The 24,283-nt window shown below is 70.1% G+C and carries 25 protein-coding genes; 6 read left to right on the top strand and 19 right to left on the bottom strand.

Annotation, left to right across the window (positions count from 1 at the left end; genetic code table 11):
* Window positions 1–6: 6 nt before the first annotated feature.
* Window positions 7–1,614, bottom strand: coding sequence for an ABC transporter substrate-binding protein (locus GEMRO_RS0119630; RefSeq protein WP_027135374.1), 1,608 nt, complete (start codon window positions 1,612–1,614; stop codon window positions 7–9).
* Between the two features lie 145 nt (window positions 1,615–1,759).
* Between GEMRO_RS0119630 and upp the strand changes: the two genes are divergently transcribed.
* On the top strand, window positions 1,760–2,389 hold the full coding sequence (gene upp, locus GEMRO_RS0119625) for a uracil phosphoribosyltransferase (RefSeq protein WP_027135373.1): 630 nt from the start codon (window positions 1,760–1,762) through the stop codon (window positions 2,387–2,389).
* A gap of 43 nt (window positions 2,390–2,432) precedes the next feature.
* On the opposite strand, the gene GEMRO_RS0119620 is transcribed toward upp, so the two are convergent.
* The 3 genes from GEMRO_RS0119620 to GEMRO_RS0119610 all read right to left on the bottom strand — a co-directional run bounded on the left by GEMRO_RS0119620 (window position 2,433) and on the right by GEMRO_RS0119610 (window position 5,294).
* The gene (locus GEMRO_RS0119620) at window positions 2,433–3,173 is read right to left on the bottom strand and encodes an SDR family oxidoreductase (protein ID WP_027135372.1); all 741 of its coding nucleotides are present in this window, start codon (window positions 3,171–3,173) and stop codon (window positions 2,433–2,435) included.
* Between the two features lie 111 nt (window positions 3,174–3,284).
* Window positions 3,285–4,010, bottom strand: a complete 726-nt coding sequence (gene phbB / locus GEMRO_RS0119615) for an acetoacetyl-CoA reductase (protein ID WP_027135371.1) — start codon at window positions 4,008–4,010, stop codon at window positions 3,285–3,287.
* A 105-nt stretch (window positions 4,011–4,115) separates the two neighbouring features.
* Complete coding sequence (locus tag GEMRO_RS0119610; protein ID WP_157505818.1) at window positions 4,116–5,294, bottom strand: acetyl-CoA C-acetyltransferase; 1,179 nt, start codon at window positions 5,292–5,294, stop codon at window positions 4,116–4,118.
* A gap of 259 nt (window positions 5,295–5,553) precedes the next feature.
* Here GEMRO_RS0119610 and GEMRO_RS0119605 point away from each other — a divergent pair, with 259 nt between their 5' ends.
* Entirely contained in the window at window positions 5,554–6,258 is a 705-nt protein-coding gene (locus GEMRO_RS0119605; protein ID WP_084507221.1) for a PRC-barrel domain-containing protein, read from the top strand.
* 72 nt (window positions 6,259–6,330) lie between these two features.
* On the opposite strand, the gene GEMRO_RS0119600 is transcribed toward GEMRO_RS0119605, so the two are convergent.
* Genes GEMRO_RS0119600 through GEMRO_RS0119565 form a run of 8 tightly spaced genes read right to left on the bottom strand, consistent with a single transcriptional unit; the run spans window position 6,331 to window position 13,306 of the window.
* Window positions 6,331–7,230, bottom strand: coding sequence for an amidohydrolase family protein (locus GEMRO_RS0119600; protein ID WP_027135368.1), 900 nt, complete (start codon window positions 7,228–7,230; stop codon window positions 6,331–6,333).
* Window positions 7,227–8,351 carry a VWA domain-containing protein gene (locus GEMRO_RS0119595; protein ID WP_035485660.1) on the bottom strand — a complete coding sequence of 375 codons (1,125 nt, stop codon included), beginning with the start codon at window positions 8,349–8,351 and terminating at the stop codon, window positions 7,227–7,229. The genes GEMRO_RS0119600 and GEMRO_RS0119595 overlap by 4 nt, the downstream gene beginning before the upstream one ends.
* Window positions 8,348–9,238: an AAA family ATPase gene (locus GEMRO_RS30665; protein ID WP_051329260.1), complete on the bottom strand. Its 891-nt coding sequence runs from the start codon at window positions 9,236–9,238 to the stop codon at window positions 8,348–8,350. The genes GEMRO_RS0119595 and GEMRO_RS30665 overlap by 4 nt, the downstream gene beginning before the upstream one ends.
* A complete protein-coding gene (locus GEMRO_RS30660; protein WP_035485658.1) occupies window positions 9,238–9,543 on the bottom strand; it encodes an EthD family reductase in 306 nt (101 codons plus the stop codon). Before GEMRO_RS30660 ends, GEMRO_RS30665 begins: the two co-directional genes overlap by 1 nt.
* Window positions 9,544–9,580: 37 nt before the next feature.
* Window positions 9,581–10,585: a xanthine dehydrogenase family protein molybdopterin-binding subunit gene (locus tag GEMRO_RS35715; RefSeq protein ID WP_027135367.1), complete on the bottom strand. Its 1,005-nt coding sequence runs from the start codon at window positions 10,583–10,585 to the stop codon at window positions 9,581–9,583.
* Window positions 10,578–11,969 (bottom strand): xanthine dehydrogenase family protein molybdopterin-binding subunit, encoded by a 1,392-nt coding sequence (locus GEMRO_RS35710; RefSeq protein WP_035485656.1) that lies wholly within the window; start codon window positions 11,967–11,969, stop codon window positions 10,578–10,580. The genes GEMRO_RS35715 and GEMRO_RS35710 overlap by 8 nt, the downstream gene beginning before the upstream one ends.
* Before the next feature lie 4 nt (window positions 11,970–11,973).
* Complete coding sequence (locus GEMRO_RS0119570) at window positions 11,974–12,468, bottom strand: (2Fe-2S)-binding protein (protein ID WP_027135365.1); 495 nt, start codon at window positions 12,466–12,468, stop codon at window positions 11,974–11,976.
* Window positions 12,469–12,502: 34 nt separating this feature from the next.
* Complete coding sequence (locus GEMRO_RS0119565; RefSeq protein ID WP_035485653.1) at window positions 12,503–13,306, bottom strand: FAD binding domain-containing protein; 804 nt, start codon at window positions 13,304–13,306, stop codon at window positions 12,503–12,505.
* 297 nt (window positions 13,307–13,603) lie between these two features.
* Here GEMRO_RS0119565 and GEMRO_RS30655 point away from each other — a divergent pair, with 297 nt between their 5' ends.
* Window positions 13,604–14,263, top strand: a complete 660-nt coding sequence (locus tag GEMRO_RS30655) for a GntR family transcriptional regulator (RefSeq protein WP_169728417.1) — start codon at window positions 13,604–13,606, stop codon at window positions 14,261–14,263.
* A 58-nt stretch (window positions 14,264–14,321) separates the two neighbouring features.
* Here the strand turns inward: GEMRO_RS30655 and aspS are convergent, their stop codons facing one another.
* Window positions 14,322–16,163 carry an aspartate--tRNA ligase gene (gene aspS, locus GEMRO_RS0119555; RefSeq protein WP_027135363.1) on the bottom strand — a complete coding sequence of 614 codons (1,842 nt, stop codon included), beginning with the start codon at window positions 16,161–16,163 and terminating at the stop codon, window positions 14,322–14,324.
* Window positions 16,164–16,270: 107 nt separating this feature from the next.
* Between aspS and rnd the strand changes: the two genes are divergently transcribed.
* The 3 genes from rnd (at window position 16,271) to GEMRO_RS0119540 (ending at window position 19,220) form a co-directional block, all read left to right on the top strand.
* A complete protein-coding gene (gene rnd, locus GEMRO_RS0119550; RefSeq protein ID WP_035485650.1) occupies window positions 16,271–17,425 on the top strand; it encodes a ribonuclease D in 1,155 nt (384 codons plus the stop codon).
* A 12-nt stretch (window positions 17,426–17,437) separates the two neighbouring features.
* Window positions 17,438–18,232 carry an NAD-dependent epimerase/dehydratase family protein gene (locus GEMRO_RS0119545; protein WP_027135361.1) on the top strand — a complete coding sequence of 265 codons (795 nt, stop codon included), beginning with the start codon at window positions 17,438–17,440 and terminating at the stop codon, window positions 18,230–18,232.
* 148 nt (window positions 18,233–18,380) lie between these two features.
* A complete protein-coding gene (locus tag GEMRO_RS0119540; RefSeq protein ID WP_035485647.1) occupies window positions 18,381–19,220 on the top strand; it encodes an APH(6)-I family aminoglycoside O-phosphotransferase in 840 nt (279 codons plus the stop codon).
* Here the strand turns inward: GEMRO_RS0119540 and lpxB are convergent.
* From lpxB to GEMRO_RS0119510, 6 genes are read right to left on the bottom strand one after another with little or no spacing between them, the layout of a single operon-like run.
* Window positions 19,217–20,431 (bottom strand): lipid-A-disaccharide synthase, encoded by a 1,215-nt coding sequence (gene lpxB / locus GEMRO_RS30650; RefSeq protein WP_051329258.1) that lies wholly within the window; start codon window positions 20,429–20,431, stop codon window positions 19,217–19,219. The genes GEMRO_RS0119540 and lpxB overlap by 4 nt on opposite strands.
* Window positions 20,428–21,249: an LpxI family protein gene (locus GEMRO_RS0119530; RefSeq protein ID WP_027135359.1), complete on the bottom strand. Its 822-nt coding sequence runs from the start codon at window positions 21,247–21,249 to the stop codon at window positions 20,428–20,430. The genes lpxB and GEMRO_RS0119530 overlap by 4 nt, the downstream gene beginning before the upstream one ends.
* A gap of 20 nt (window positions 21,250–21,269) precedes the next feature.
* Window positions 21,270–22,073, bottom strand: a complete 804-nt coding sequence (lpxA, locus tag GEMRO_RS0119525) for an acyl-ACP--UDP-N-acetylglucosamine O-acyltransferase (RefSeq protein WP_027135358.1) — start codon at window positions 22,071–22,073, stop codon at window positions 21,270–21,272.
* The gene (fabZ, locus tag GEMRO_RS0119520) at window positions 22,066–22,557 is read right to left on the bottom strand and encodes a 3-hydroxyacyl-ACP dehydratase FabZ (protein ID WP_051329257.1); all 492 of its coding nucleotides are present in this window, start codon (window positions 22,555–22,557) and stop codon (window positions 22,066–22,068) included. Before fabZ ends, lpxA begins: the two co-directional genes overlap by 8 nt.
* Window positions 22,554–23,597: a UDP-3-O-(3-hydroxymyristoyl)glucosamine N-acyltransferase gene (lpxD, locus tag GEMRO_RS0119515; RefSeq protein ID WP_027135356.1), complete on the bottom strand. Its 1,044-nt coding sequence runs from the start codon at window positions 23,595–23,597 to the stop codon at window positions 22,554–22,556. The genes fabZ and lpxD overlap by 4 nt, the downstream gene beginning before the upstream one ends.
* 6 nt (window positions 23,598–23,603) lie before the next feature.
* Window positions 23,604–24,251 carry an OmpH family outer membrane protein gene (locus GEMRO_RS0119510; RefSeq protein ID WP_240476821.1) on the bottom strand — a complete coding sequence of 216 codons (648 nt, stop codon included), beginning with the start codon at window positions 24,249–24,251 and terminating at the stop codon, window positions 23,604–23,606.
* Between the last annotated feature and the right edge of the window lie 32 nt (window positions 24,252–24,283).

Here is a 24,283-nt window from a genome sequence, read left to right as displayed (position 1 = left end):
CCCTGTCTACTGCTTGGTCACGCCCGCATAGGTGACGGTATCGAAGGTCGGCCCGGACACGAAGCCCTCGACATTGGCCCGCACCACGGTCTGCTCGACCTGCTGGAACATCAGCACGTAGGCACCCTCGTCCTGCACCTGCCGCTGGATGTCCAGATAGGTTTCCTCGCGCGCCTCGGGATCGAGCTCCAGCGCCGCCTCGCCGGTCTGCCTGCTCAGCTCCGGGATGTCCCAGGCATTGCGCCAGGCGATGGTCTTGGCGGTGCCCTGGTCGCTGTTGTCCGGGTTGTTGGCGAAGTAGTCGGTGGTGGAGTGCGGGTCCAGGTAGTCCGGCGACCAGTACATCAGCACCATGTCGTGGTTGCGCGCCCGGTACTTGGTCAGGATCTGCTTCTGGTCGGCCTGGACCAGCTCCACGCCGACCCCGGCCTGGCCGAAGCTGCCCTGGATCGCCTGGGCGATGTCGATGTAGGGCGAGGTGTTGGGCACGTCGAAGGTGATCTTCGGGTCGGCGCCCACCCCGGATTCGGCGAGCAGCGCCTTCGCCTTCTCGACGTCGAAGCTGTACGGATTGTCGTTGAGCGCGCCGAACGTGCCCTCGCCCAGGAAGGACTGGTGCACCTTCCACTGCCCCTGCAGCAGGTTGGTGGCCAGCCCCTCGTAGTCGACGGCATGGCGCAGCGCGTCCCGCACCTTCGGGTTGGCCAGGATCTCGTTCTTCTGGTTCAGGCCCAGATAGAGCACGCTCTGCTTGGGCTCGGCCTGCAGCTCGAAATCCGGGCTCTTGGTCAGCTCCGCGATCTGGTCGGGGCTGAGGTTGCGGGCGATGTCCGCGTCACCCTTCTGGATCAGGAGCTGCTGGGTGGCGGGCTCGCCGACATGGCGCACGATCACCCGCTTCATCGCGGGCGCGCCCAGGTAGAAGTCCGGATTCGCCTCCAGCGCCACCGCGTCCTTGGCCTTCCAGGTCAGCAGCTTGAACGCGCCCGAGCCCGCCGACTGGTTCTTCAGCCAGCCATAGCCGAGGTCGCCATTCTCCTCGTGCTCCAGCACCAGCTTGGAATCGACCACCGAGCCCACCCCGGCGGACAGCGCGTTCAGCACCAGGGTCGGCGCGAACTTGTTGACCAGGGTGATCTCCAGCGTGTCGGGCGTGGTCGCCACGACATGCGCCTTCACGTTGTCGGCGGTCCAGCCGAACTGCGAGAGGATGAAGGCCGGCGTCTTGTCGAGGATGATCACCCGCTGCAGCGACCAGGCGGCATCCTCGGCGGTGACCGGGTTGCCGGAATGAAACTTCAGGCCGGGCCGGATCTTGAAGGTCAGCTTGTCGCCGTCCGGCGAGATCTCCCAGCTCTCGGCGACCCCGCCGACCAGCTGGCTGAAGTCCTTCGGGTCGGGGGTGACGAGCCGGGTGTACATCTGCGCCACGATCTCGCCGCCGCTGAACTCGAAGCACTCGGCCGGGTCCAGCGTGATCATGTCGTCGATGTTCTTGGCCATCACCAGCGTGTCGGGCGGCGTGGCCGCCAGGGCCGGGCCGAGGGCGCCCAGGAGCCCGGTCGAGAGGCCAAGGCTCAAGGCCATCGCGGCGAACGTCGTCCGGCGTCTCATCGGCACACTCCAAAGCTGGATCACCCCACTTCGCTGGACGGTATCGCCGCGCTGCCGCGCGTCAAGGGCGACGGCGCCGGTGCATTGCCCTCTGGGCCCGGGCTGCCTTAAACGGGGCCGCGCCCCCTGCCCCGGAGAAAACCGCATGTCCAAGCTCGTCGTGGTCGACCATCCCCTGGTCCAGCACAAGCTGTCCCTGATGCGGCGCAAGGAGACCTCCACCGCGGAGTTCCGCCGGCTGGTCAAGGAGATCGCGCTGCTGCTGGGCTACGAGATCTGCCGCGACCTGCCCACCGAGGAAGTCGAGGTCGAGACTCCGCTGGAGGTCACCAAGGTGCGGATGCTGGCCGGCAAGAAGCTCTGCCTGGTCTCGGTGCTGCGCGCCGGCAACGGCCTCCTGGAGGGGATGCTCGACCTGATCCCGTCCGCCCGGGTCGGCCATGTCGGCCTGTACCGGGATCCTGCGACCCTGAAGCCGGTGGAGTACTACTACAAGGTGCCGAGCGACATCGCCGACCGCCAGGTGATCCTGGTCGACCCGATGCTGGCGACCGCCAATTCCGCGATCGCCGCGGTCCAGAAGGTCAAGGATTCGGGCGCCACCGAGATCAAGTACGCCTGCCTGCTGGCGGCGCCGGAGGGGGTGAAGAAATTCCACGACGCCCATCCGGACGTGCCGATCTTCACCGCCGCCCAGGATCGCCAGCTCAACGACCACGGCTACATCATGCCGGGCCTGGGCGACGCCGGCGACCGCATCTACGGCACCCGCTGACGGAAGCACCGGCCTGCCGGGGATCCGGCAGGCCGGCGGGACCTCAGATGGTCAGGCCGCCGTCGATCACCTGCAGCGTGCCGGTGGTGTAGGCGCTCTCGTCCGAGGCCAGGTAGAGCGCCAGGGCGGCGATCTCCTCGGCCTTGCCGAGCCGGCCCATGGGCTGGCGCGCGATGAAGTCCTTGCGGGCCTGCACCGGGTCGGCCGCCGCGTTGATCCGGTCGTCCAGCGAGGGCGACTGCACCGTGCCCGGGCAGATCGCGTTGCAGCGGATGCCCTGCTTCACGAAGTCGATCGCGACCGACTTGGTCAGCCCCTGCACGGCCGCCTTGGAGGCGCCGTAGGTGAAGCGGTTCGGCACGCCCTTGAAGGCGCCGGCCACGCTGGAGACGTTGACGATCGAGCCGCCGCCCTGCTCGATCATCTTCGGCAGGAACGCCTTGATGATCCAGAACATCGAACGGACGTTCAGGTCGAACGCGAAGTCCCACTGCTCGTCGGTGCAGTCCAGGATCGTGCCGTTGTGGACATAGCCCGCGACGTTGACCAGGACGTTGATGCCGGGGTTCTGCTCGGCGCAGGCGCGGATCGCATCGGCGGACAGCACGTCCAGCCGCTCGGTCCGGATGCCCTGCTCGGCCTCCAGGTCGACCAGCAGATGGGCGTTCACGTCGGTCGCGAGCACGTCGGCGCCTTCGCGCGCGAAGGAGAGCGCGATCGCGCGGCCGATGCCTTGGGCCGCAGCGGTCACAAGCACGCGTTTGCCCGCGAGCCGTCCAGTCATCCGATGATCTCCTGAAATAACGGGAAAGGGCCGGCCCGTCGGCTCCGGCCGCGCAGCACCACTAGCCGAGCCGGCCGGCGCCAGGAAGCCCCGACGCCGGCCGCCCGCCGCTCAGGTCATGTACTGGCCGCCATTGGCGGTGAGCGTGGAGCCGGTGATGAAGCCGGCATCGTCGCTGGCCAGGAACACCACGCAGCGGCCGATCTCCTCGGGCTCGCCCAGGCGGCCGACCGGGATCTGCGGCAGGACCTTGGCGTTGAGCACCTCCTGGGGCACCGCCTTGACCATGTCGGTGCCGATATAGCCGGGGGCCACGACGTTGACGGTGATGTTGGAGCGGGCCCCCTCCTGCGCCAGCGACTTGGTGAACCCGGCCGCCCCGGCCTTGGCCGCGGCATAGTTGGTCTGGCCGAACTGGCCCTTCTGGCCGTTCACCGAGCCGATGGTGATGATCCGGCCGAAGCCGCGCTTCTTCATGCCGTCGAACACGCATTTCGACATGAAGAACAGCGAATCCAGGTTGGTCGCCATCACCTCGCGCCACTGCTCGGGCGTCATCTTGCTGAAGCTGGTGTCGCGGGTGATGCCGGCATTGTTGACCAGCACGTCGATCGGGCCGAGCTCGGCCTCGACCTTGGCCACGCCTTCCTTGCAGGCGTCGAACTCGGCGACGCTGAACTTGAACACCGGGATGCCGGTCTGCTTGGAGAACTCGTTGGCGGCCTGGTCGTTGCCCGCGTAGTTCGCGGCGACCTGATAGCCTGCTTCCTTCAAGGCCACCGAAATGGCGGCTCCGATACCGCGGGATCCCCCGGTGACGAGTGCGACGCGGGCCATGATCGTTCTCCCTAATCGGACCGAGGTCGTTGCAGACCTTCGTTCAGAACATGAACGCGTGCCCGGCCGGAAAGAAGGTCCGGCCGGGACGATCGGCAAAAATGCTCAGTCGCGGGCCACGCACAGGGCGATGCCCATGCCGCCGCCGATGCACAGCGTCGCCAGCCCCTTCTTGCTGTCGCGCTTCTGCATCTCGTGCAGGAGCGTGACCAGCACGCGGGCGCCGGACGCGCCGACCGGGTGGCCGAGCGCGATGGCGCCGCCGTTCACGTTGACCTTGGAGGTATCCCAGCCGAGGTCCTTGTTGACCGCGCAGGCCTGCGCCGCGAAGGCCTCGTTGGCCTCGATCAGGTCCAGGTCGTCCGCCGACCAGCCGGCCCGCTTCAGGGCCATCCGCGACGCCGGGATGGGACCAGAGCCCATGATCGCCGGGTCGACGCCCGCCTGGCCCCAGGACACGATCCGCGCCAGCGGGGTCAGGCCGCGGCGCGACGCCTCGTCGGCGCTCATCACCATCACCGCGGCAGCGCCGTCGTTGATCCCGGACGCGTTGCCCGCCGTGACGCTGCCGTCCTTGGAGAAGGCCGGGCGCAGCTTCTGCATGGCCTCCAGGGTCGCGCCGAAGCGCGGATACTCGTCCTGCTCGACGATCACGTCGCCCTTGCGGGTCTTGATGGTGACCGGGACGATCTCGTCCTTGAACCGGCCGGCCTTGACCGCCGCTTCCGCCTTGTTCTGCGAGGCCACCGCGAACTGGTCCTGCTGCTCGCGGGTGATCTGCCACTTCTCGGCGACGTTCTCGGCGGTATTGCCCATGTGGTAGCCGTTGAAGGCGTCCCACAGCCCGTCTTTCAGCATCGTGTCGACCATCTCGACCGAGCCCATCTTGGCGCCCGCGCGCAGATAGGAGGCGTGCGGAGCCTGCGACATGCTCTCCTGGCCGCCGGCGATCACGATCTTGCTGTCGCCGCTGCGGACCGCCTGGTAGGCCATCGCCACCGTCTTCAGGCCGGAGCCGCACAGCATGTTGACGCCATAGGCCGGCACGTCGACCGGCAGCCCGGCATTGACCGAGGCCTGCCGCGCCGGGTTCTGGCCCTGCGCCGCGGTGAGGATCTGCCCGAGCATGACCTCGGACACCTCGGCGGCATCGACCTTGGCCCGCTCCAGCACCGCCTGGATCGCGACCTTGCCCAGGTCATGGGCCGGCAGCGTGGACAAGGCCCCGTTGAAGGAGCCGATCGCGGTCCTGGCCGCGCTCACGATGACCACTTCGCTCATGATGTCCCCGCCTCTTCGTGAATGCCCAATCGATCTGTTCCACCCGCAGCGAATTGTCCACCCGCGGGAAGATGGACCGTCCGGTGAATGTCCCTCTGCCGGGATGGTCATGCAAGGCTGGCGTGCCCGGCGGCGAATGCACGCGACGCGTTAGCTGTGTGGATTTTCTCAGAATATCTCGGAACCTCGCGCCGTGGGAGCAAGTTGCTCTGGCAGTCGATCATCAGATCGCAGCAACAATCGGAGCAGAGGAACCAAGGTCATGAGAAAGTCACTTCTCGCCAGTGTCGCCGTGGTCGGCCTCACCACCGCCAGTTTCGCCTATGCTCAAGAGAATGCGACGACGACGGACCCGGCAATGGGTGCCGGCAACGCTGTCGAGGAGATGCAGCAGGGCGTCGAGAACACCGCCGACCAGGCCGGCGACATGGCGGAGGGCGCCGCTCAGGAAGTCGAGCAGGGCATCGAGGGCGCTGGCCCGGAGATGACCGAGACTGACGACGGCAGCATGGGCACCGCGCCCAGCATGACCAACGCCGATGCCCAGCGCTACCAGTCCTACAGCGGCACCGAGCCCGGCAGCTTCGCCGGCACCATCGCCGGCAACTACAGCGCCGACGACCTGATGGACGCCAACATCGTCGACGCCGAGGGCAACTCGGTCGGCGAGGTGAGCGACCTGCTGATCGGCGACGACGGCTCGATCCAGAACGTCCTGGTCGATGTTGGCGGCTTCCTCGGGATCGGCCAGCGCACCGTGGCCCTCGACCTGAACCAGATCCAGATGGCCCAGGGCGACGCCGATGAGCTGGTGGTCTCGATGAGCAAGGAGCAGGTCGAGGCCCTGCCGGAGATCGAGGAGACCGACGGCGGCTGGGCGACCCGCACCGAGGCGGTCCCCGCGGCTCCGATGGACGGCATGCCGGCCGCCACCGACGACGCGATGCCCGCCACCACCAATCAGTGATCCCGTAGGCTTTCTGCCGAACGGATGATCCGGCTGCCGGCCGGTCCCTCGCGGGGCCGGCCGGTCGCATGTTCAAGCGCCGGCCAGCCGGTACAGGCTCGCCGCGTTGTCGTGCAGGATCCGTCGCTGCGCGGTTTCATCCAGGGATGACAGCGCCCGCCGGTGCGCCTCCACCAGGGCCGGGTAGCTGGTCCACAGCTTCTCGATCGGGAAGTTGCTGCCGAACACGCAGCGCTCTGGTCCGAACATCTCCACCGTCTGCAGCGTCACGTCCTCGACATGGGCGGGATCGCAGCGATGCAGGAAGGTGCCGAGCCCGCTGAGCTTCACATGCACGTTCGGCTGGTCGGCCAGCCGCCGCATGCCCTCCCGCCAGGCCGAGCGGCCTTGCGGGCTCAGATCCTCCAGCATCCCGGCATGCATCAGCACGAACGGCAGCCCGGGCAGGTCCGCCGCCAGCGCCGCGCCGTCCCGCATCTGACTGGCGAAGATCTGGAAATCGAACAATAGGCCGCGCTCAGCGATCATGGCGAGGTTTCGCCGCAGGCGCGCGTCGCCCATCAGGTTCGCGTCGGCCGCGAACCGGTAGAGCGGGTTCTCGTGCCAGTGCAGCTGCATCCGGACCCCGCGCAGCCGGGGCGAGGCGGCCTGCTGGGCGTCCAGCATCGCCTCCGCCCCCTTCACGTCCAGGAGGTCCAGGTAGCTGACGATCGCCTGCGGCCAGCCGCTGCGCCGGGCCTCCGCCTCCACCCAGCGGACCTCGTCCAGCTCGCCGCCTTTGGGCCAGTTGGTCTGGACATAGACGGAGCCCACCACCCCGCACCCGTCGAGGTCGGCCAGGTACTCCTCGATCGGGTAGTCGCGCCGGATCGGCTCGTAGGGGCCGAAGATGCGCGGCTGCATTGGCCCGGACAGCCAGGCCAGGTCGTTCTTGCGCCAGATATGGTGGTGGGCGTCGATGATCGGGATCATGCCAGGGTCCTCCCCGTTCGTTCCAGTGCGCGCAGGCGGCCGAACTCGGCCAGGATCGCGGCCTGGTCGGCAGCACTGCCGAGCCGGTCCAGATGCGGCAGGACCGCCAGCAGGCCGCGGGTGCGCGGGCGAAAGCGCGGGTCGCCCGCCAGGGGCGTGAGCCAGACCAGCCGGTGGGCGAGCCGGGCGATTCGGCGGGCCGACGCCGCCATGATCGCCGGGTCGCCGCGCTCCAGCCCGTCCGAGACCACCATGACCACGGCGCCGCGCAGGAGGCCGGCAAAGCGCGGCTCGCCCAGCAGCGCCGCTAGGGCCGGGCCGATCCGGGTGCCGCCGGCAAAGTCGGGGATCGCGGCCAGGGCACGCTCATGGGCCGCCTGCGCGCTGGCCCCGGCCAGCGCCCGGGTCAGCCGGGTCAGCCGTGAGCCGAAGCAGAACACCTCGCAGGGCGTCTGTTCCGAGATCGCCCGCGCCATCCGCAGGTGGCCGTCGATCAGCCCCTGGTGCGAGCCCGACACGTCGACCAGCAGCACCAGCGCCCGCTTGCGCGCCGGGCGGCCGCGCCGAACAAGACCGGTGATCTCGCCGCCCTGGCGGACCGCGGCGCGCACGGTCCGGCGCAGGTCGATGGCCCGGCCGTGCCGGTCGGGGCGCAGCCGCCGCGAGCGCCGCTCCGGCAGCGCCGCCACGACCTCCCGCCCGAACCGGCGCAGGCCCGGGTCCTGCTCCAGGTCATCCGCCTCCGCCCGGGCGCCCCGCAGATCGTCGCTGGCGGCCGCCTTGCCGGTGCCCTCGCCCGGCATGACCGGCAGCGGGCCGCCCATCTCCCGGCCAGCCGGCGCCGGGCGATCCTCCGCGTCCGGCGCCGTCTCGCCATCGGTCTCCACCCCGACCCGGCCTTCCTTGAACCAGGCCTGGAACAGCTGGTCGAACGGCTCGATGTCGTCCCGGCAGCGCAGCAGGCTGGTGCGCGCCAACCAGTACAGCCCGTCGATCGAGGCCGGCGGCAACGCGCGCAGGCCGGCGAGGAACTGGGCGTGGGCCTCCATGGGCACTGCTACGCCCATGCCGCGCAGCGCCAGCACGAAGCCGTCCAGCAGGGCGGCGGCCTGCTCGCTCATTCGCCGGGTCCGGGCTGGCAGGCCAGGTCGCAGGCCAGGACCTGGCGCAGGTCGTCCTGGTCCTTGAGCAGGAGGCCCAGGCTGCGGCGCAGGCAGTCCGGCCAGGCGACCCCCTCGCCTTCCAGGACGGTAACCGCGCGGGCCCAGTCGACGGTCTCGGCGATGCCCGGGCGCTTGGCCAGCGGCAGGCGCCGCACCGTCGTGATCGCCTCCACCAGGGCGGCGGCGGCCTGCGCGCGCAGCCCGGGCACCCTCGCCTCCAGGATCCGCCGCTCGCGCGCGGGCTCGGGAAAGTCGATCCAGTGGTAGAGGCAGCGCCGCTTCAGCGCGTCGTGCAGTTCGCGGGTCCGGTTGGAAGTGAGCACCACCACCGGCGGCACCTTCGCGGCGATCGCGCCGAGTTCGGGCACGGTGATGCGGAAGTCGGCCAGGAACTCCAGGAGATAGGCCTCGAACTCGGCGTCGGCGCGGTCGATCTCGTCGATCAGCAGCACCGCCCCCTGGTCCATGCGCAGGGCCTTGAGCAGCGGCCGCTCGATCAGGAAGGACGGGTCGAACAGATCGTCCAGCCGGGCGCCCTCCTGGCTGCGGATCGCCAGGAGCTGGCGGGCATGGTTCCATTCGTAGAGCGCCTGGCCGGCGTCGATCCCGTCATGGCATTGCAGCCGGATCAGCGGCCGCTCCAGCCAGGTCGCCAGGACCTGGGCGACTTCGGTCTTGCCGACCCCGGGCTCGCCCTCGAGCAAGAGCGGCTTGTTGAAATGCAGCGCCAGCGCCAGGGCGGTGGCAAGGCCCGGACCGGCGAAATAGCCCAGCCGCTCCAGGTCGCCGGCCAGCGCCTCGGGCTGGCCTGGCCGCGCGAGGCGGCCAGGGTCCGGCTGGGACATCAGATCTGCACGTGCTCGGACGTCAGGAGGTGGACGCGGTCGGCGTGGGCCGCGGCGTCGGCGCCCGCCGCCTTGCCGGCCTCGGTGCCGAACGCTTCCAGCCGCGCCTCGTTGCTGTCGAACCAGAGCTCGCTCACCCCGTCATAGGGGGCATCGGCGCTCTCCTCCTGGAGGACGTTGACCGTGTACTTGCGCACGCCCGGCAGCTTCTTGCCGAGTTCGACATGCTCGACCGTGAGCCAGTGCCTAAACTCCTCGAAGCTCATGCCGGGCTTGCGCTTCATCAACGAGATCACCTTGAGCATGCTGTCCGTTTCCTTCCTGAAGATGGGTTTCCGGCCGTCAGGCCGTCCTGAGCGCGTCCAGGCCGCGCAGGATCTTTTCCGGGGTGATCGGCAGCGATTCCACGCGCACGCCGGTGGCGTCGAAGATCGCGTTGGCGATCGCCGGGATCGGCGAGTTGGCGGTCATCTCGCCGATGCCCTTGGCGCCGTAGGGCCCGTTCTCGGCCGGCCGCTCGATGATCACCGAGCTGATCCGGGCGCAGTCGGCCGGGCCCGGCATCAGGTAGCTGGCGAAGTCGGTCGGCCCGTGGCTGCGGTCGGGGTAGTAGGGCTCGGTGGTCTCGAACAGGGCATGGCTGATGCCCATCCAGGCGCCGCCCACGATCTGCTGGTGCGCCATGGCCGGGTTGATCGCCCGGCCGACCTCGTAGGCGTTGACCAGCGAGAGCACCGTCACCTCGCCGGTCTCGTCGTCGACCTCGACCTCGGCGATGGTGCAGGCATGGGCCTGACAGCTGTCCGGGTCCATCTCGCCGGTCTCCGGCACCGGCTCGGACTTGGGCTTGAGGAAGATGCCACGCCCGGAGATGGTGCGGCCCTGCTTGAAGTGGGCGGCCAGCGCCACGTCCAGCACCGAGATCGAGCGCTCCGGTGCGCCCTTGACCTGGATCCTGCCCTTGCCGTCGGTCTCCAGGTCCAGCGGATCGACCTCCAGCTCCTCGGCGGCCGCCTCCAGCATCACCGCGCGCGCCTCCTTGGCGGCCATGATCACCGCGTTGCCGATCCGGTGGGTCCCGCGCGAGGCGAAGGTGCCCATGCAGTGCGGGCCGGTGTCGGTGTCGGCGGTGTCGACCCAGACAGTGTCGCAGGGTACCCCCAGCGTCTCCGCCGCGATCTGCGCCGCCACGGTCTTGATCCCCTGCCCAAGGTCGACCGAGCTGAGCGTGATCACGAAGCCGCCGGTGGTGGTGGCGTGGACCAGGGCCTGGGACGGGTCGCCGCCCAGGTTCATGCCGGTCGGGTAGTTCACCGCGGCCACGCCGCGGCCGTGCAGCCTAGCCATGGGCGCTCTCCTCCCGCCGGGTCGAGCTCATCGCGGTAAAGCGCGCCGGCAGTTCCTGGCCGGTCTCGCCGGCCGCCGCCTGGATCACCTCGACCAGGGCGGCGCCGCTGACCTTCTTGCGGTGCGCCTTGGTGTCGCCGTCGCGATAGGCGTTGATCAGCCGCAGCTGGAGCGGGTCCATGCCGAGATGCCGGGCGATCCGGTCCATCTGGCTCTCCAGGGCGAAGTCGCCGATCGTCACCCCGAACCCGCGCATCGCCGAGGACGGCGTGCGGTTGGTGAACACGCAGAAGGCGTCCACATGGACGTTCGGGATGGTGTAGGGCCCCGGCATGTGCGCCGCGGCCTTGGTGGTGCCGTAGGGCGAGTGCCGGGCATAGGCGCCGGCATCGACATAAAGGGTCACCTTGCGGGCGACGATCCGGCCGTCCGCCATCACCCCGTCCTCGATATAGATCCGCTCGGCCGCCCGCGGCGAGGAGACCTGCATCTCCTCGGCCCGGCTGTAGGCGAACTTCACCGGCCGGTCGGTCTGCATCGCCGCCAGGATCGCCAGCGGCTCGACCATCACGTCGACCTTGCCGCCGAACCCGCCGCCCACCGTGCCGCCGATCATCCGCAGCCGGCTGAACGGGATGCCCAGCGTCAGCGCGCTGTTGTCCAGGGTGAAGTAGAGCGCCTGGGTGTTGGAATAGACGGTGATCCGGCCATTACCCTCGGGCTTGGCGATGCAGCCGGTGGTCTCGGTCGGCGCATGCTCGATCGGGGAGCTGTCGTAGCGATAGCGCCAGCGATGGTCGGCCGATGCCAGCGCCGCGTCGGCGTCGCCAAAGCGGATCCGACGGCAGTGATGGCCCTCGTAGGTGAACCAGTTGTTGCCCTGGCGGGGATTGACCAGCGGTGCCCCCGGTGCCACCGCCGCCTCGACGTCGAACACCGCCGGCAGGTCCTCGTACTCGATCTCGACCTTGTCGGCGGCAAGCGCCGCGGCCTCGGCGCTCTCGGCGATCACCGCCAGGATCGGCTCGCCCACATAGAGCACGCGGTCCTCGGCCAGCACCGGCTCGTCGTCCGGCTGCACCCCGATCAGGCGCAGGATCGTGTACCAATTGTTCGGCACGTCCTGCCAGGAAAGGATCCGGACCACGCCCCGGACCGCCAGCGCCGCGCGCTGGTCGACGCTGCGGATCAGGGCGTGGTGCCGGGTGGAGCGCACGATTCTCAGGTGCAGCATGCCCGGGAACGACCAGTCCTCGTAGTAGCGGGTCCGCCCGGTAACATGCCCGCGGGCGTCCACCCGCGGCACCGCGGTGCCCACCACGTCCAGCCCTTCGTTGTTCTCCGGCACAAAGAAGCTGCGGTCGATGCCTTCCAGCCTGGTCATCGCCTCACTCCGCCGCCTGGCGCATCGGCGCCTGCATCCGCCCCGCCGCCGCCATCACCGCGTCGATGATCGCCTCATAGCCGGTGCAGCGGCAGACATTGCCGGACAAGGCCCGCACCACCTCGTCGCGGCTGGGGTCCGGCCGCTCCTCCAGGAGCGCCAGCGCGGTCATGATCATGCCCGAGGTGCAAAAGCCGCACTGGGTGGCCCATTCCTCCAGGAACGCCTCCTGGACCGGATGAAGCTCCTCGCCATGCGCCAGCCCCTCCAGGGTACGCACCGAGCGGCCGTCCACGGCCATGGCCGGGACCAGGCAGCTCATCACCGGCTTGCCGTCCAGCAGCACGCAGCAGGCCCCGCAGCCGCCCTGCTCGCAGCCGCGCTTGGCGGCGGTCAGGCCCAGCTGGTCGCGCAGGAGCGCCAGCAGCGTGGTCGCCGGCCGCACCAGCGCCTCCTGCTCCTGGCCGTTGACGTCGATCGCAATCGCGGTGGATCGCATCGCAGGTTTCCCCCAAGGAAAGCGGGTCGGGTGGTCACTCGCCCAGGAGGGCGCGGCGGAAATGCACCGGCAGCACCCGCGCCCGGTACCAGGCGCTGGCCAGGGCGTCGGTGAACGGCTCTGCGTCCCCGCCGATCACTGCCGCCGCCGCCTCGACCGCCTGGGCATCGAGCTTTCGCCCGATCAGCGCCGCCTCCGCGCTGGGCGCCCGCCTGGGCCTGGGCCCGCAGCCGCCCAGCGCCACCCGGGCTTTCGCGACCTTGCCGTCCTCGACCGGCAGCCACGCAGCGATGGTCACGATCGCCCCGGAGTTCTGCTGGCGGCGCATGGCCTTGCGGTAGAACCAGCTCCCTTGGGCCGGCAGCTCGAACCCCACCGAGACCACGATGCCGTCGCCCACCCCGTCCGCGATCACCGCCTCGACCGGCAGCTCGCGCACACCCTCGGTGGACTGCACCGCGACCGTCGCCTCCAGCGCCAGGAGGCAGACGGCGAGGTCGCCGTAGGGCTGCGCCACGAACAGGTTGCCGCCGATGGTGGCGAGGTTGCGCAGGTTGGGCGAGCCGATGCTCTCGATGGCCGCCTGGAGGAATTCCAGCTCCGGGTGGCGGCCGATCTCGGCCAGGGTGGTGGCGGCGCCGATCTGCGCCCGGCGGTTCTCGATCCGCACCCCCGCCAGGACGCTGCGCGCCAGGCAGACCAGCTGGGTCCAGCCATGGGCTCCCGCATTGACGGCCGGCATCACGACGGTTCCTCCGGCAAGCACGGCGCTGCCGGGCTGGGCAGCCAGAAGCGCCGCCTCCGCGGCGTCGCGCGGCAGGTGCAAGGACGTCAGCATCGCGACGCCTCCCTTGGTTCACGGCCAGCCGTCATCGCGGCTGCGCCACCCCTGATCTTCCGGCTTCTCTTGGCGGAGCCGGCCCTGTTCTTCACGTTGCTGTCGATCGACTGTCCGGACTTGCCTGGATGCCGCGGCCAGCCGCGTCCCCGGATCCTCCGGACAGTTTGGATCGATTTGATTATCGATAATCGATGCAGCTTGTCAACGGGCCATCCGCCCCTATCTCGGTGCGCGCGGCGCCGCTAAGGTCCAGGCATGATCGACCGGGCCGAAGAACGCCTGCTTGGAGTGGCCGTGGCAGTCAAACGCAAGACGTTGCGCGAGCAGATCAAGGACGCGCTGGTCAGCCGGATCACCTCCGGCCGGATCCGGCCAGGCGAGCGCCTGGTCGAGATGCGGATTGCCGAGGAATTCGGGACCAGTCAGGCCCCGGTGCGCGAGGCCCTGCGCGAACTGGAGGCGATCGGCTTCGTCACCACCCGGGCGCATCGCGGCACCATCGTCCGCGACTTCTCCGAGGCCGGCCTGCGCGAGGTTTACGTGGTGCGAGGTGCCTTGGAGGAAGCCGCCACCCGGCTGGCCACCCCCAGGCTCGCCAAGGACACGCGGCGGCTGCAGGCCAGCGTGGATGCGATGCGCGCTGCCGCCCAGGCCGGCGACCTGGACGCCATGTGCACGCACAGCGTGGCGTTCCACCGCCAGATCGTCGAGGCGTCCGGCAACGCGCTCCTGCTCAGCATGTGGACGTCGCTGCAGATCGAGACCCGCACCATCATCACCCTGCTGGCGCCCGGCCTGGACCTGCTGGCCATCGCCGAGACCCACCAGCCGCTGGTGGACGCCATCGCCATGGGCGACGTGGAGCAGGCCTGCACGCTGGCCCGCACCCACCAGGAATGGTTCGAGGAACTGCCGACCGTGGCCGACGCCCAGGCCGACGCCCTGCAGGACTGAGCGTCGGGCGCCGGGGAAAGCGAGGAGCCGCCCGCGCGGGCGGCCCCTTCGCCCGGGCTCAGTTGGGCGCCGCGAAATCCTCGGCCGGCTTGGCCGGGGCGGGCTCCTTGTCGCCGCGCAGCTTCTCGCGCGCCAGCGGGCTGAGCTGCAGGTTCAGCTCCTTGAGCTGCTTGTCGGACACGGTGGAGGGCGCGCCCAGCACCAGTTCCTGCGCCTGCTGGTTCAGCGGGAAGGCGGTGACCTCGCGGATGTTGGGCGTGTCCGCCAGCAGCATCACGATCCGGTCGACGCCGGGGGCGATGCCGCCATGCGGCGGGGCGCCGTACTGCAGCGCCCGGAACATGCCGCCGAACCGGTTCTCCAGTTCCTCGCGGCCATAGCCCGCCACCTCGAAGGCACGCAACATGATGTCCGGCCGGTGGTTACGGATGGCGCCCGAGGACAGCTCGATGCCGTTGCAGACGATGTCGTACTGGAACGCGTTGATCTCCAGCGGGTCCTTGCCGTTCAGCGCCTCCATGCCGCCCTGGGGCATCGAGAACGGGTTGTGCGAGAACACCACCTGCTTGAGGTCCTCGTCGTACTCGAACATCGGGAAGTCGACGATCCAGCAGAACCGGTAGGCGTTCTTCTCGCAGATGCCGAGCTGCTCGCCGGCCTGGACCCGCACCTGCCCGGACAGCTTCTCCGCGCCGGCCTTCTGGTCGCAGACGAAGAACACCGCGTCGCCGTCGGCAAGGCCGGCGAGATCCTTCAGCCGTGCCAGCCGCTCCTCGTCCAGGAACTTGGCGACCGGCCCCTTGGCAGCACCATTCTGGAAGATGATGTAGCCAAGGCCGGGCGCACCCAGGCTCTGCGCGAACGCCACCATCTTGTCGAAATAGGAGCGCGGCTGCGCGGCCGCACCCGGGGCCGGGATGGCGCGCACTACCGCACCCTTGCCCTCGATCGCCCGGGCGAACACGGCAAAGCCGCTGCCGGCGAACACCTCGGTCACGTCCTGGATCCTGATCGGATTGCGCAGGTCCGGCTTGTCCGAGCCGTAATGCAGCATCGCGTCGCGATAGGTGATCTGCGGGAACGGGTAGGGCGTAACCTCCCAGTCGCTGAACTCCTCGAACACGCCATGGATCACCGGTCCGACCGCGTCGAACACGTCCTGCTGGGTGACGAAGCTCATCTCGACGTCGAGCTGGTAGAACTCGCCGGGGCTGCGGTCGGCGCGGGCGTCCTCGTCGCGGAAGCAGGGGGCGATCTGGAAGTAGCGGTCGAAGCCGCTGATCATCAGCAGCTGCTTGTACTGCTGCGGGGCCTGCGGCAGCGCGTAGAAATGGCCGGGATGCAGGCGCGACGGCACCAGGAAGTCGCGGGCACCCTCAGGACTGGACGCGGTCAGGATCGGCGTCTGGAACTCGGTGAAGCCCTGGGCGACCATGCGCTGGCGCAGCGAGGTGATGATCTTGGAGCGCAGCACGATGTTGTCGTGGATCTTCTGCCGGCGCAGGTCGAGGAAGCGGTAGCGCAGCCGGGTCTCTTCCGGATAGTCCCGGTCGGTCGCCACCTCGAGCGGCAGCGTGTCGGCCTGGCTCTCCACGTTCAGGCTCTCGATCACCACCTCGATCGCCCCGGTCGGCAGTGCCGGGTTGACGGTGGTCGCTTCGCGGGCCACCACCCTGCCGGTCACGGTGATCACGCTCTCCGCCCGGACCCTCGACGCCTCGTCGAAGAACCCGGCGGACGGCTGGAAGACCAGCTGGGTGATGCCGTAATGGTCGCGCAGGTCGATGAACAGGAGTTGCCCGTGGTCGCGCTTGCGCTGGACCCAGCCCGACAGCCGGACGGTGCTGCCGACATCCTCGGCGCGAAGCTGGCCGCAGGTGTGGGTGCGGTAAAGATGCATCTGTTCCTCGTATCCTCCGGTCCGACCGGATATCTCGATCGCGCGTCTAGCCTCACCGACCACGCACGTAAAGCAAGCCTCTCCCTGCCCGTGGATTCCATACCCGAATGCTGATCCAGGATAATGCGTCGCTCGCCGATGTCTGCGCGCGGCTGGCGGACGAAGACTTCGTCACCGTCGACACCGAATTCATGCGCGACAAGACCTATTACGCCAGGCTGTGCCTGGTGCAGCTGGGCGGCGCGCAGGAGGCGGTGGCGATCGACACGCTGGCCCCGGGGATCGACCTGGCGCCGCTCCTGGAGCTGATGGCGAACCCGAACGTCCTCAAGGTGATGCACGCGGCGCGCCAGGACCTGGAGATCTTCTGGCACCTGATGGACGGCAAGCTGCCGGCCCCGCTGGTGGACACCCAGATCGCCGCGATGATCCTGGGCTACGGCGAGGAGGTCGGCTACGAGGCGCTGGTGACCCGGCTGACCAAGGCCAAGGTCGACAAGAGCTCGCGCTTCTCCGACTGGTCGCACCGCCCGCTGCGGCCAAACCAGGTCCAGTACGCCCTGGGCGACGTGATCCACCTGCGCGAGATCTGGGAAAAGCTCGACCGGGAGATGGTCAAGGCCGGCCGGCGCCACTGGCTGGAGGACGAGCATGCAGCCCTGTTCGATCCCAGCCTGTACGATGTCGACCCGGAAACGGTCTGGCGGCGCCTGAAGGTCCGCTCGCGCGACACCCGCTTCATCGCCATCGTCCAGGCCCTGGCCGCCTGGCGCGAGCGGGTCGCCCGGGCCAAGGACCTGCCGCGCCAGCGGATCGTGCGCGACGACGTGCTGATGGAGATCGCCGCCAACCGGCCGACCACGGTGGACGCGCTGAAGGACCTGCCCCGGGTCTCCCTGGACCGCGCCAGCGCCCAGGCGGTGGCCGACGCGATCTCGGAGGCGCTGAAGCTGCCCGCCTCGGAGCTGCCGGTGCTGGAGCCGGTCAAGGACCTGCCGCGCGGCATCCCGGCGATCGTCGACCTGCTGCGGGTCCTGCTCAAGCAGGTCGCCGACGAGAACGACATCTCGCCCCGGCTGATCGCCAACGGCGACGACCTGGAGGCGGTGGCCCTGGACGACCAGCCGGATGCCCGGGTTTTGTCCGGCTGGCGCCGCGAGTTGTTCGGCGAGAAGGCCCTGGCGCTCAAGCGCGGCGAGCTGGTGCTGGGCGTGCGCGGCCGCCGGGTGGTGGTGGAGCCGCGCCAGGCCGTGCGGGCCTGACGGGAGGGGGCGGTGCGGATCCTGGTCACCGGCGCCTCCGGCTTCATCGGCCGCCACCTGCTGGCGGCCCTGCCCGACGCCGCGCCGGTGCCGCACCAGGCGATCCCGGACGTTCCCCTGGAGGGGGTCGAGCTGGTGATCCATGCCGGCCGGGCCGCCGGCATCGGCACCGAGGCCTGGCGGCTGGCGGATGATGTGGAGCACCTGCTCCTGACCCGGCTGGCCCGCCACCCGGCCCATTACGTCATGCTGTCCAGCCGCGCGGTCTACGGCCCGGCCGAGGGCCGGCGCCTGCGCGAGAGCGATCTCCCGGCACCGGCCTCGGCCTATGGCCGCAACAAGCTCCGTTTGGAGCAGGCGGGCCAGGTGCTGCTGGGCCAGCGCCTGTGCATCCTGCGCCTGTCCAACGTGTTCGGCTTCGAGTGGCCCGGCCGCTCCACCTTCTTCGGCGCCATGCTGGACCGGCTGAAGCGGGAGGGCCTGATCCGCTTCGACATGGCCGGCTCGACCCGGCGCGACTTCGTCCCGGTGGCCCAGGCGGCCGCCATGATCGCGGCGCTGGCGACCAGGCGCCGGGGCGGGATCGTCCATGTCGGTGCCGGCCGGTCGCTGCACTGCGCGGCGCTGGCCGAGGCGGTGATCGCCGGCTATGGCGAGGGCCGGCTGGTGGTCGATGCCGTGAATCCCTACGACGAGTTCGCCTACAACACCGCCCTGGCCCAGGCCCGCACCGGCATCAACGTGAGCGAGGCCGAGATCCTGGCCGCCGCACGGGCCGCCGGCGCCGCCCTTCGCGCCGCCGAGTAGACGGTGTCGGCCCGAAGGGCGCGCATGGCCGGTCCAGCTCATCCCAGGCGTGCGGAAGCGAGGCTCGCGAGGGTCTGGGCGCGTTCGCTCGGGCAGTCCTTTCGGATAGCCTGTCCCGTAGCGGACAGCCAGCTGAGGTGAGCTTTCCTTGAGCGTGCCTGCTGCCCTCCCGCCGAAGGTCAGGAAGTTCTTGGAGGCGTGGCGCTTGGTCCCGGACGCCCCCCTGCGGACGACCCGGTCCAGCTGGGTTGTTCCGGTACGGCACGAGGGCTCGCCCAGGATGCTGAAGGTCGCTCGCATGCCCGACGAGCAGGCGGGCTATCGCCTCATGACCTGGTGGGATGGCCAGGGCGCCGCCAGGATCTTCGCCTCGTCCACGGACGCCCTGCTCATGGAACGGGCGGCAGCCGGCACCCCCGGTCTCGCACAGATGGCATGGTCGGGCCAGGATGACGAAGCCTGCCGGATCCTCTGCCGCACCGCGACCCGGCTGCATGCAGCGCAGCACCGCCCGATCCCGGATCTGCACCCGCTGGAAGCCTGGTTCCAGCCGCTCTTCCAGCTTACCCCGGCACACGCGGCGCTTGTCCCCGCCGCCGATACGGCACGCCAGCTCCTGGCGGACCCACAGGCCGTGTGTCCGCTCCATGGCGACCTCCACCACGAGAACGTGCTGTATTTCGGCGAGCGGGGATGGCTGGCGATCGACCCCCACGGGCTGCTGGGCGAGCGAACCTTCGACTACGCCAACATGTTCACCAACCCGGATCTCAGCGATCCGGACCGGCCGCTCGCCACCTTGCCGGGCCGGCTGGAAGCCCGGCTGGATGTCGTGATCGAGGCAACAGGGGTCGAGCCTGGGCGGCTCCTTCGCTGGATCGTCGCGTGGACGGGCTTATCGGCAGCCTGGTTCATCGGCGACAGCGACCACAAGGGCGCTGCCATCGATCTCGTAGTCCATGCAATCGCTCGTCGCCTGCTCGGCTAGATCGTGTCGCCAGCTTCGGCGCCATGGCCTGGATCCGGCAGCATTGGCCCCAGCGCCGCCCGCACCGCCGCCTCGCTCGGCAGCCAGCCGCCCGGCGGCATCAGCGAGCGCACCACGGCACCCATCGCCCGCCGCTGCGCCTGGGCCTCGTCCGGGTCCTCCATCAGGAGCGACACCTCCCGGGCGATCGCCGGCGCGGTGCAGGCCTCCTGCAGCAGTTCCGGCAGCACCTCCCGGCCGGCGATCAGGTTCACCAGCGCGGCATAGCGCACCTTCACCAGCCGCCTGGCGATCCAGGCCGAGACCGCCGAAGTCTGGTAGATCACCACGGTCGGGCAGGAGCCCAGCGCCAGTTCCAGCGTCACCGTGCCGGACGCGGCGATCGCCACGTCGCAGGCGGCGAACAGGTCGAAGCGGTTCTCCCGGTCGGTGGTGACATGCGCCGCCACCGGCCAGTCCGCCACCCCTTCCCGCACCAGCGCCTCGACCGAGGGCACGGTCGGCAGCACCACCCCCAGATCGGCATGATCGACCGCCAGGTCGGCCGCCACCTCGCGCAGGATCGGCAGGTGCCGGCTCACCTCCGAGCGCCGGCTGCCGGGCAGGAGGCACAGGAGCCGGCGGGTGGCCGGCACCGCGTTGGCCGCGCGCCAGCGGCCGCCGTCCGGTGCCTCGGCCGGCTCCTCGACCACCGGATGGCCGACAAAGCTGCCGGACACGCCGAACCGGTCGAAGAAGGCCGGCTCGAACGGCAGGATGTAGAGCACATGGTCGACCAGGCCCGGCAGCTTCCTGGCCCGGCCCTCCTTCCAGGCCCAGGCCTGCGGCGCCACGTAGTGCACCTTGCGCACCGGCAGGTCGCGCAGCCGCTCCAGGAGGCGCAGGTTGAAGCCCGGCGCGTCCACGGTCAGCAGCAGGTCCGGTTGGAGCCGGCGCACCGCCGCCTCGACGTCGCGCAGGTGCCGGCGGATCGCCAGGATCTTGGGCAGCACCTCGGCAAAGCCCATCAGCGCCAAGTCTTCCAGCGGCAGCAGGGTCCGCTGCCCGAGCGCCGCCAGGCGGGGGCCGCCCACGCCGTGGACCTCCACCGGCCGGGGCGCCAGGAGCCGGCGCAGGGTCTGGACGAACCGCCCGGCCAGCTGGTCGCCGGACGGCTCGCCCGCCACCACGAACAGGCAAAACGGCTTCTCGTCCGGCACCAGCGCGCTCATGGCCCGGGATCGATGCCGAGCAGGAACAGGCCTTCCGCGTCACAGGCGGCGATGGTGGCCTCCCGGTCGACCAGCAGGGTCTGGCCGGTCTCGATCGCGATCCCGACTAGGCCGGCTGCGGCGGCCCGGGCGACCGTGTCGGTGCCGACCGTCGGCAGGTCGGCGCGCCGCTCCTGCTGCGGCTTCTTCAGCTTGACCAGCACCCCGCCGCGCCCGGCCAGGCGCAGCGCGCCGCAGCGCTCCAGGAGCCGGTCGGTGCCCTCGACCGCCTCCACGCCGATCACCTGGCCCTGCTGGACCACCACGGCCTGCCCGACATCCAGGGCGCCCAGCGCGCGGGCGACCCGGACGCCCAGCGCCACGTCCTGCTCGGCCTCGGCATCCGGGGCGTGGCGGCCGAGCCGGCCGGCGGGCGCCAGCAGCGAAGCCTCGACCTCGTGGGCGCCCACCACCCGGAAGCCCTCGCCTTCCAGCTCGCCCACGACGACCCGCAGCAGCGCGTCGTCGCCCCGTCCCTGGCGGATCAGCCTGGGCAGGAGCGCGATGGCGCGCTTGTCCAGCCCGATCGCCGACAGGGACGGCCGCTTGACCGGCCCGATCATGCAGATCTCGGCGATGTTCTCGCGGTGCAGGATCTCAATCGCCCGGCCCAGCTGGCCGATCCCGACCGTGGCGCTGGGCAGCCCGTCGGCGGTGGCCGGGTCGGTGACACCGTCCAGGTTCAGGATGAACACGTCGCGGCCGGCCGCGCGCGCGCTGTCCGCCAGACGCCTAGGCATCGGGCCGCTGCCGGCGACGATCGCGAGCCTGGGGGCCAAGGAGGTGCCGTTCTTTCCGGTCAGAGCAGACGGTCGCCGGCCCGGGGGTGGCAGAGGTCGCGCGAGGAGGTCTTCTGGATGAAGTCGACCAGTTCCATCACCCTGGGCTGGTCGGCGAACACCTCGGCCACCTCGTTCAGGCGGTCGGCAAAGGCGCCCTCGCCCTCAAACAGGGTGCGGTAGGCGTTGCGCATCTGGCGGATCTCGTCCCGGCTGACCCCGCGCCGCTTCATGCCCACGTTGTTCAGCCCGGACAGGTGCGCCCGGTTGCCCATCACCAGCCCGTAGGGGATCACGTCGTTCTCGACCCCGGACAGCCCGCCCAGCATGGCGTACTGGCCGATCCGCACGAACTGGTGCACCGCGCAAAGGCCGCCCAGGAAGGCATAGTCGCCGACCGTGACATGGCCACCCAGCGTCGCGTTGTTGGCCATCACCACGCCGTTGCCGACGATGCAGTCATGGGCGATGTGGATGCTGGCCATCAGCAGGCACTCCGCACCCACCGTGGTCGCCATCCGCCCGCCCTCGGTGCCGGGATGGATGGTGACGTGCTCGCGGATCCAGGAGCGCGGCCCGATCGTGATGGTGGACGGCTCGCCCTTGTAGCGCAGGTGCTGGGGCGGCTGGCCGATGCAGGCGAACGGGTGGATGCGGGTGCCCTCGCCCACCGTGGTATGGCCGTCCAGCACCACGTGGGCCACCAGCTTGCAGCCGGCCTCCAGCGTCACGTTCGGCCCGACGATGCAGTAGGGGCCGATCTCCACGTCCTGGGCGATCTCGGCCTTCTTGTCGACGATCGCGGTGGGATGGATCTCAGCCACCGCTGCGTCCCCCCGCCATCACCTTGGCGGAGAACGAGCATTCGGTGGCGAGGTTGTCGCCGACCATGGCGCGGCCGCGGAACTTGTAGATCATCAGCTTGGAGCGCTCGAGCACCACCTCAAGCTTGAGCTGGTTGCCCGGACGGACCGGGCGGCGGAACTTCACTTCGTCCACGGTGGAGAAATAGACCAGGGTTCCCTCGAAGTCCGGACCCAGCGAGGCCACCACCAGCACCGCCGCCGCCTGGGCCAGCGCCTCGATCACCAGCACGCCCGGCATGATCGGGTCGCTGGGGAAATGGCCCTGGAAGAACGGCTCGTTGAAGGTGACGTTCTTGATGCCGACCGCGCGCTTGAACGCCTCGATCTCGGTCACCCCGTCGACCATCAGCATGGGATAGCGATGCGGGATCCGCTGGAGGACGCCCGTATAGTCGATGTCGGGAAGCGGCGTACCCGGCTCGAACCGACCCTGCTGGCTCACCGGCCGTCTCCTCTCTTCTTTCTTCTGCCAAGCATCTGGACCGCCGCGACCTGCCGCCGCCACTCGCCCACCGGCACTGCCGGGGCGCCGCCATAGATGGCGTCGCCGGGCAGGTCGTCCTTCACGGCGCTGCGCGCGGCGAGCTGGACGCGCGGCCCGATGGTCAGGTGCCCGGTCACCCCGGACTGGGCCGCCAGCACGCTGTGGTCGCCGATCGAGGTGCTGCCGGAAATGCCCGACTGGGCGACCACGACGCAGTGCGCGCCGATCCGCACGTTGTGCGCGATCATCACCAGGTTGTCGATCTTGCTGCCGCGGCCGATCACCGTGTCCGAGCCGCTGCCGCGATCGACCGTGCTGTTGGCGCCGATCTCCACGTCGTCCTCCACCAGGACGCGGCCGAGCTGGGGGACCTTGCGGTGGCTGGCGCCCATGGCGAAGCCGAACCCGTCCTGGCCGATCCGCACCCCGGGATGGATCACCACCCGGGCGCCGAGCTGGCAGTGGGACAGGGTAGCACCCGCGCCGATCCGGCTCCAGGCGCCGATCCGGACATGGCTGCCGATCACGGCGTTGGGCGCCACCTGCACGCCCTCGGCAAGCTCCGCCTCGGCCATGACCACGGCACCCGGGCCCACCTCGACGCCAGCCCCCAGCCGGGCGCTGGGATCCACATGGGCGCCGGGCGCTATGCGGGTCTCGCCGGGCACCCCGTCCTGCGCCAGCTCGCCCGGGTAGAAGCGCGCCGCGATCAGCGCCATCGCCAGCTGCGGGTCGCGCACCAGCAGCCGGGCCTTGCCGGCCGGGATCGCCTCGGCATTGGCAGGCCTGGCCACCACCGCGGCGGCCTTGGTGGCGGCGAGATCGGCGGCATAACGGCGGTGGTCGAAGAACGACAGGTCGGCCGGGCCCGCCAAGGCCAGGTTCGCCACGTCCTCGATCAGCAGGTCCGGATCGCCTTCCAGCGTCGCCTGGACCAGCTCCGCCAGCTCACCCAGCCGGCAGGGGCCGGTCCGGTCGAAAAATCTGGGATCGGCCATCGTCGATCACTGCGGCTGCTGGGGCTGCTGCGACAGTTCCGGCGCCGTCTCGGCCACCTTCACGTCGGGCAGGCGCTCGTCCAGGCGCTGCAGCACGTCCATGGTGATGTCGATCCGGGGCGAGAACACCAGCACGGTGGAGGACGGCACCACGACGTTGAAGCCCTTGGCCTCGGCCAGCTGCGAGACGACCTGGATGATCGCCTCGCGCACCTCGGCCAGGGCCACCGCGGTGACCTCGTCCAGCTCGCGGCGGCGCGCCTGGACGTTCTTCTGGACCTCGGCGACCTCTTTTTCGAACTCGCCACGCTTGGCGCTGAACGCCTCGGGCGAGAGCACGGTGCGCTGCTTCACCAGGGCCTGGTCCTGCTCGCGCAGTTCCTGCTCCTGCTGGCCGATCTCCTCCTGGTAGGACTTGCGCCGCGCCTCCACCTGGTCGCGGATGCTGGCGGCCGCCTTCGCGTCACGCAGGATCTTCTGGTAGTCGATGATGCCGACCACGGCCGGCGGCAGGCTCTCCTCCACGCCGGCGTCCACGGCCGGCGGGGTGGCGGCCTGCTGGGCCAGGGCCGGCGCGGCGAAGCCGGCGGCCAGGACGACCAGGGCCGCGCGGCCGGCGAGCCGGAGGCCCGCCCGCGTTTCGGTGCTGATCATGGTCAAGATTGTGCTCGGCAAGCCAGCTGCCT

This window comes from Geminicoccus roseus DSM 18922 (assembly GCF_000427665.1).
GTDB classification, from domain to species: Bacteria; Pseudomonadota; Alphaproteobacteria; order Geminicoccales; family Geminicoccaceae; genus Geminicoccus; species Geminicoccus roseus.
Note: the sequence above shows the minus strand (reverse complement) of the source record. Positions and strands in the feature narration are given on the sequence as shown.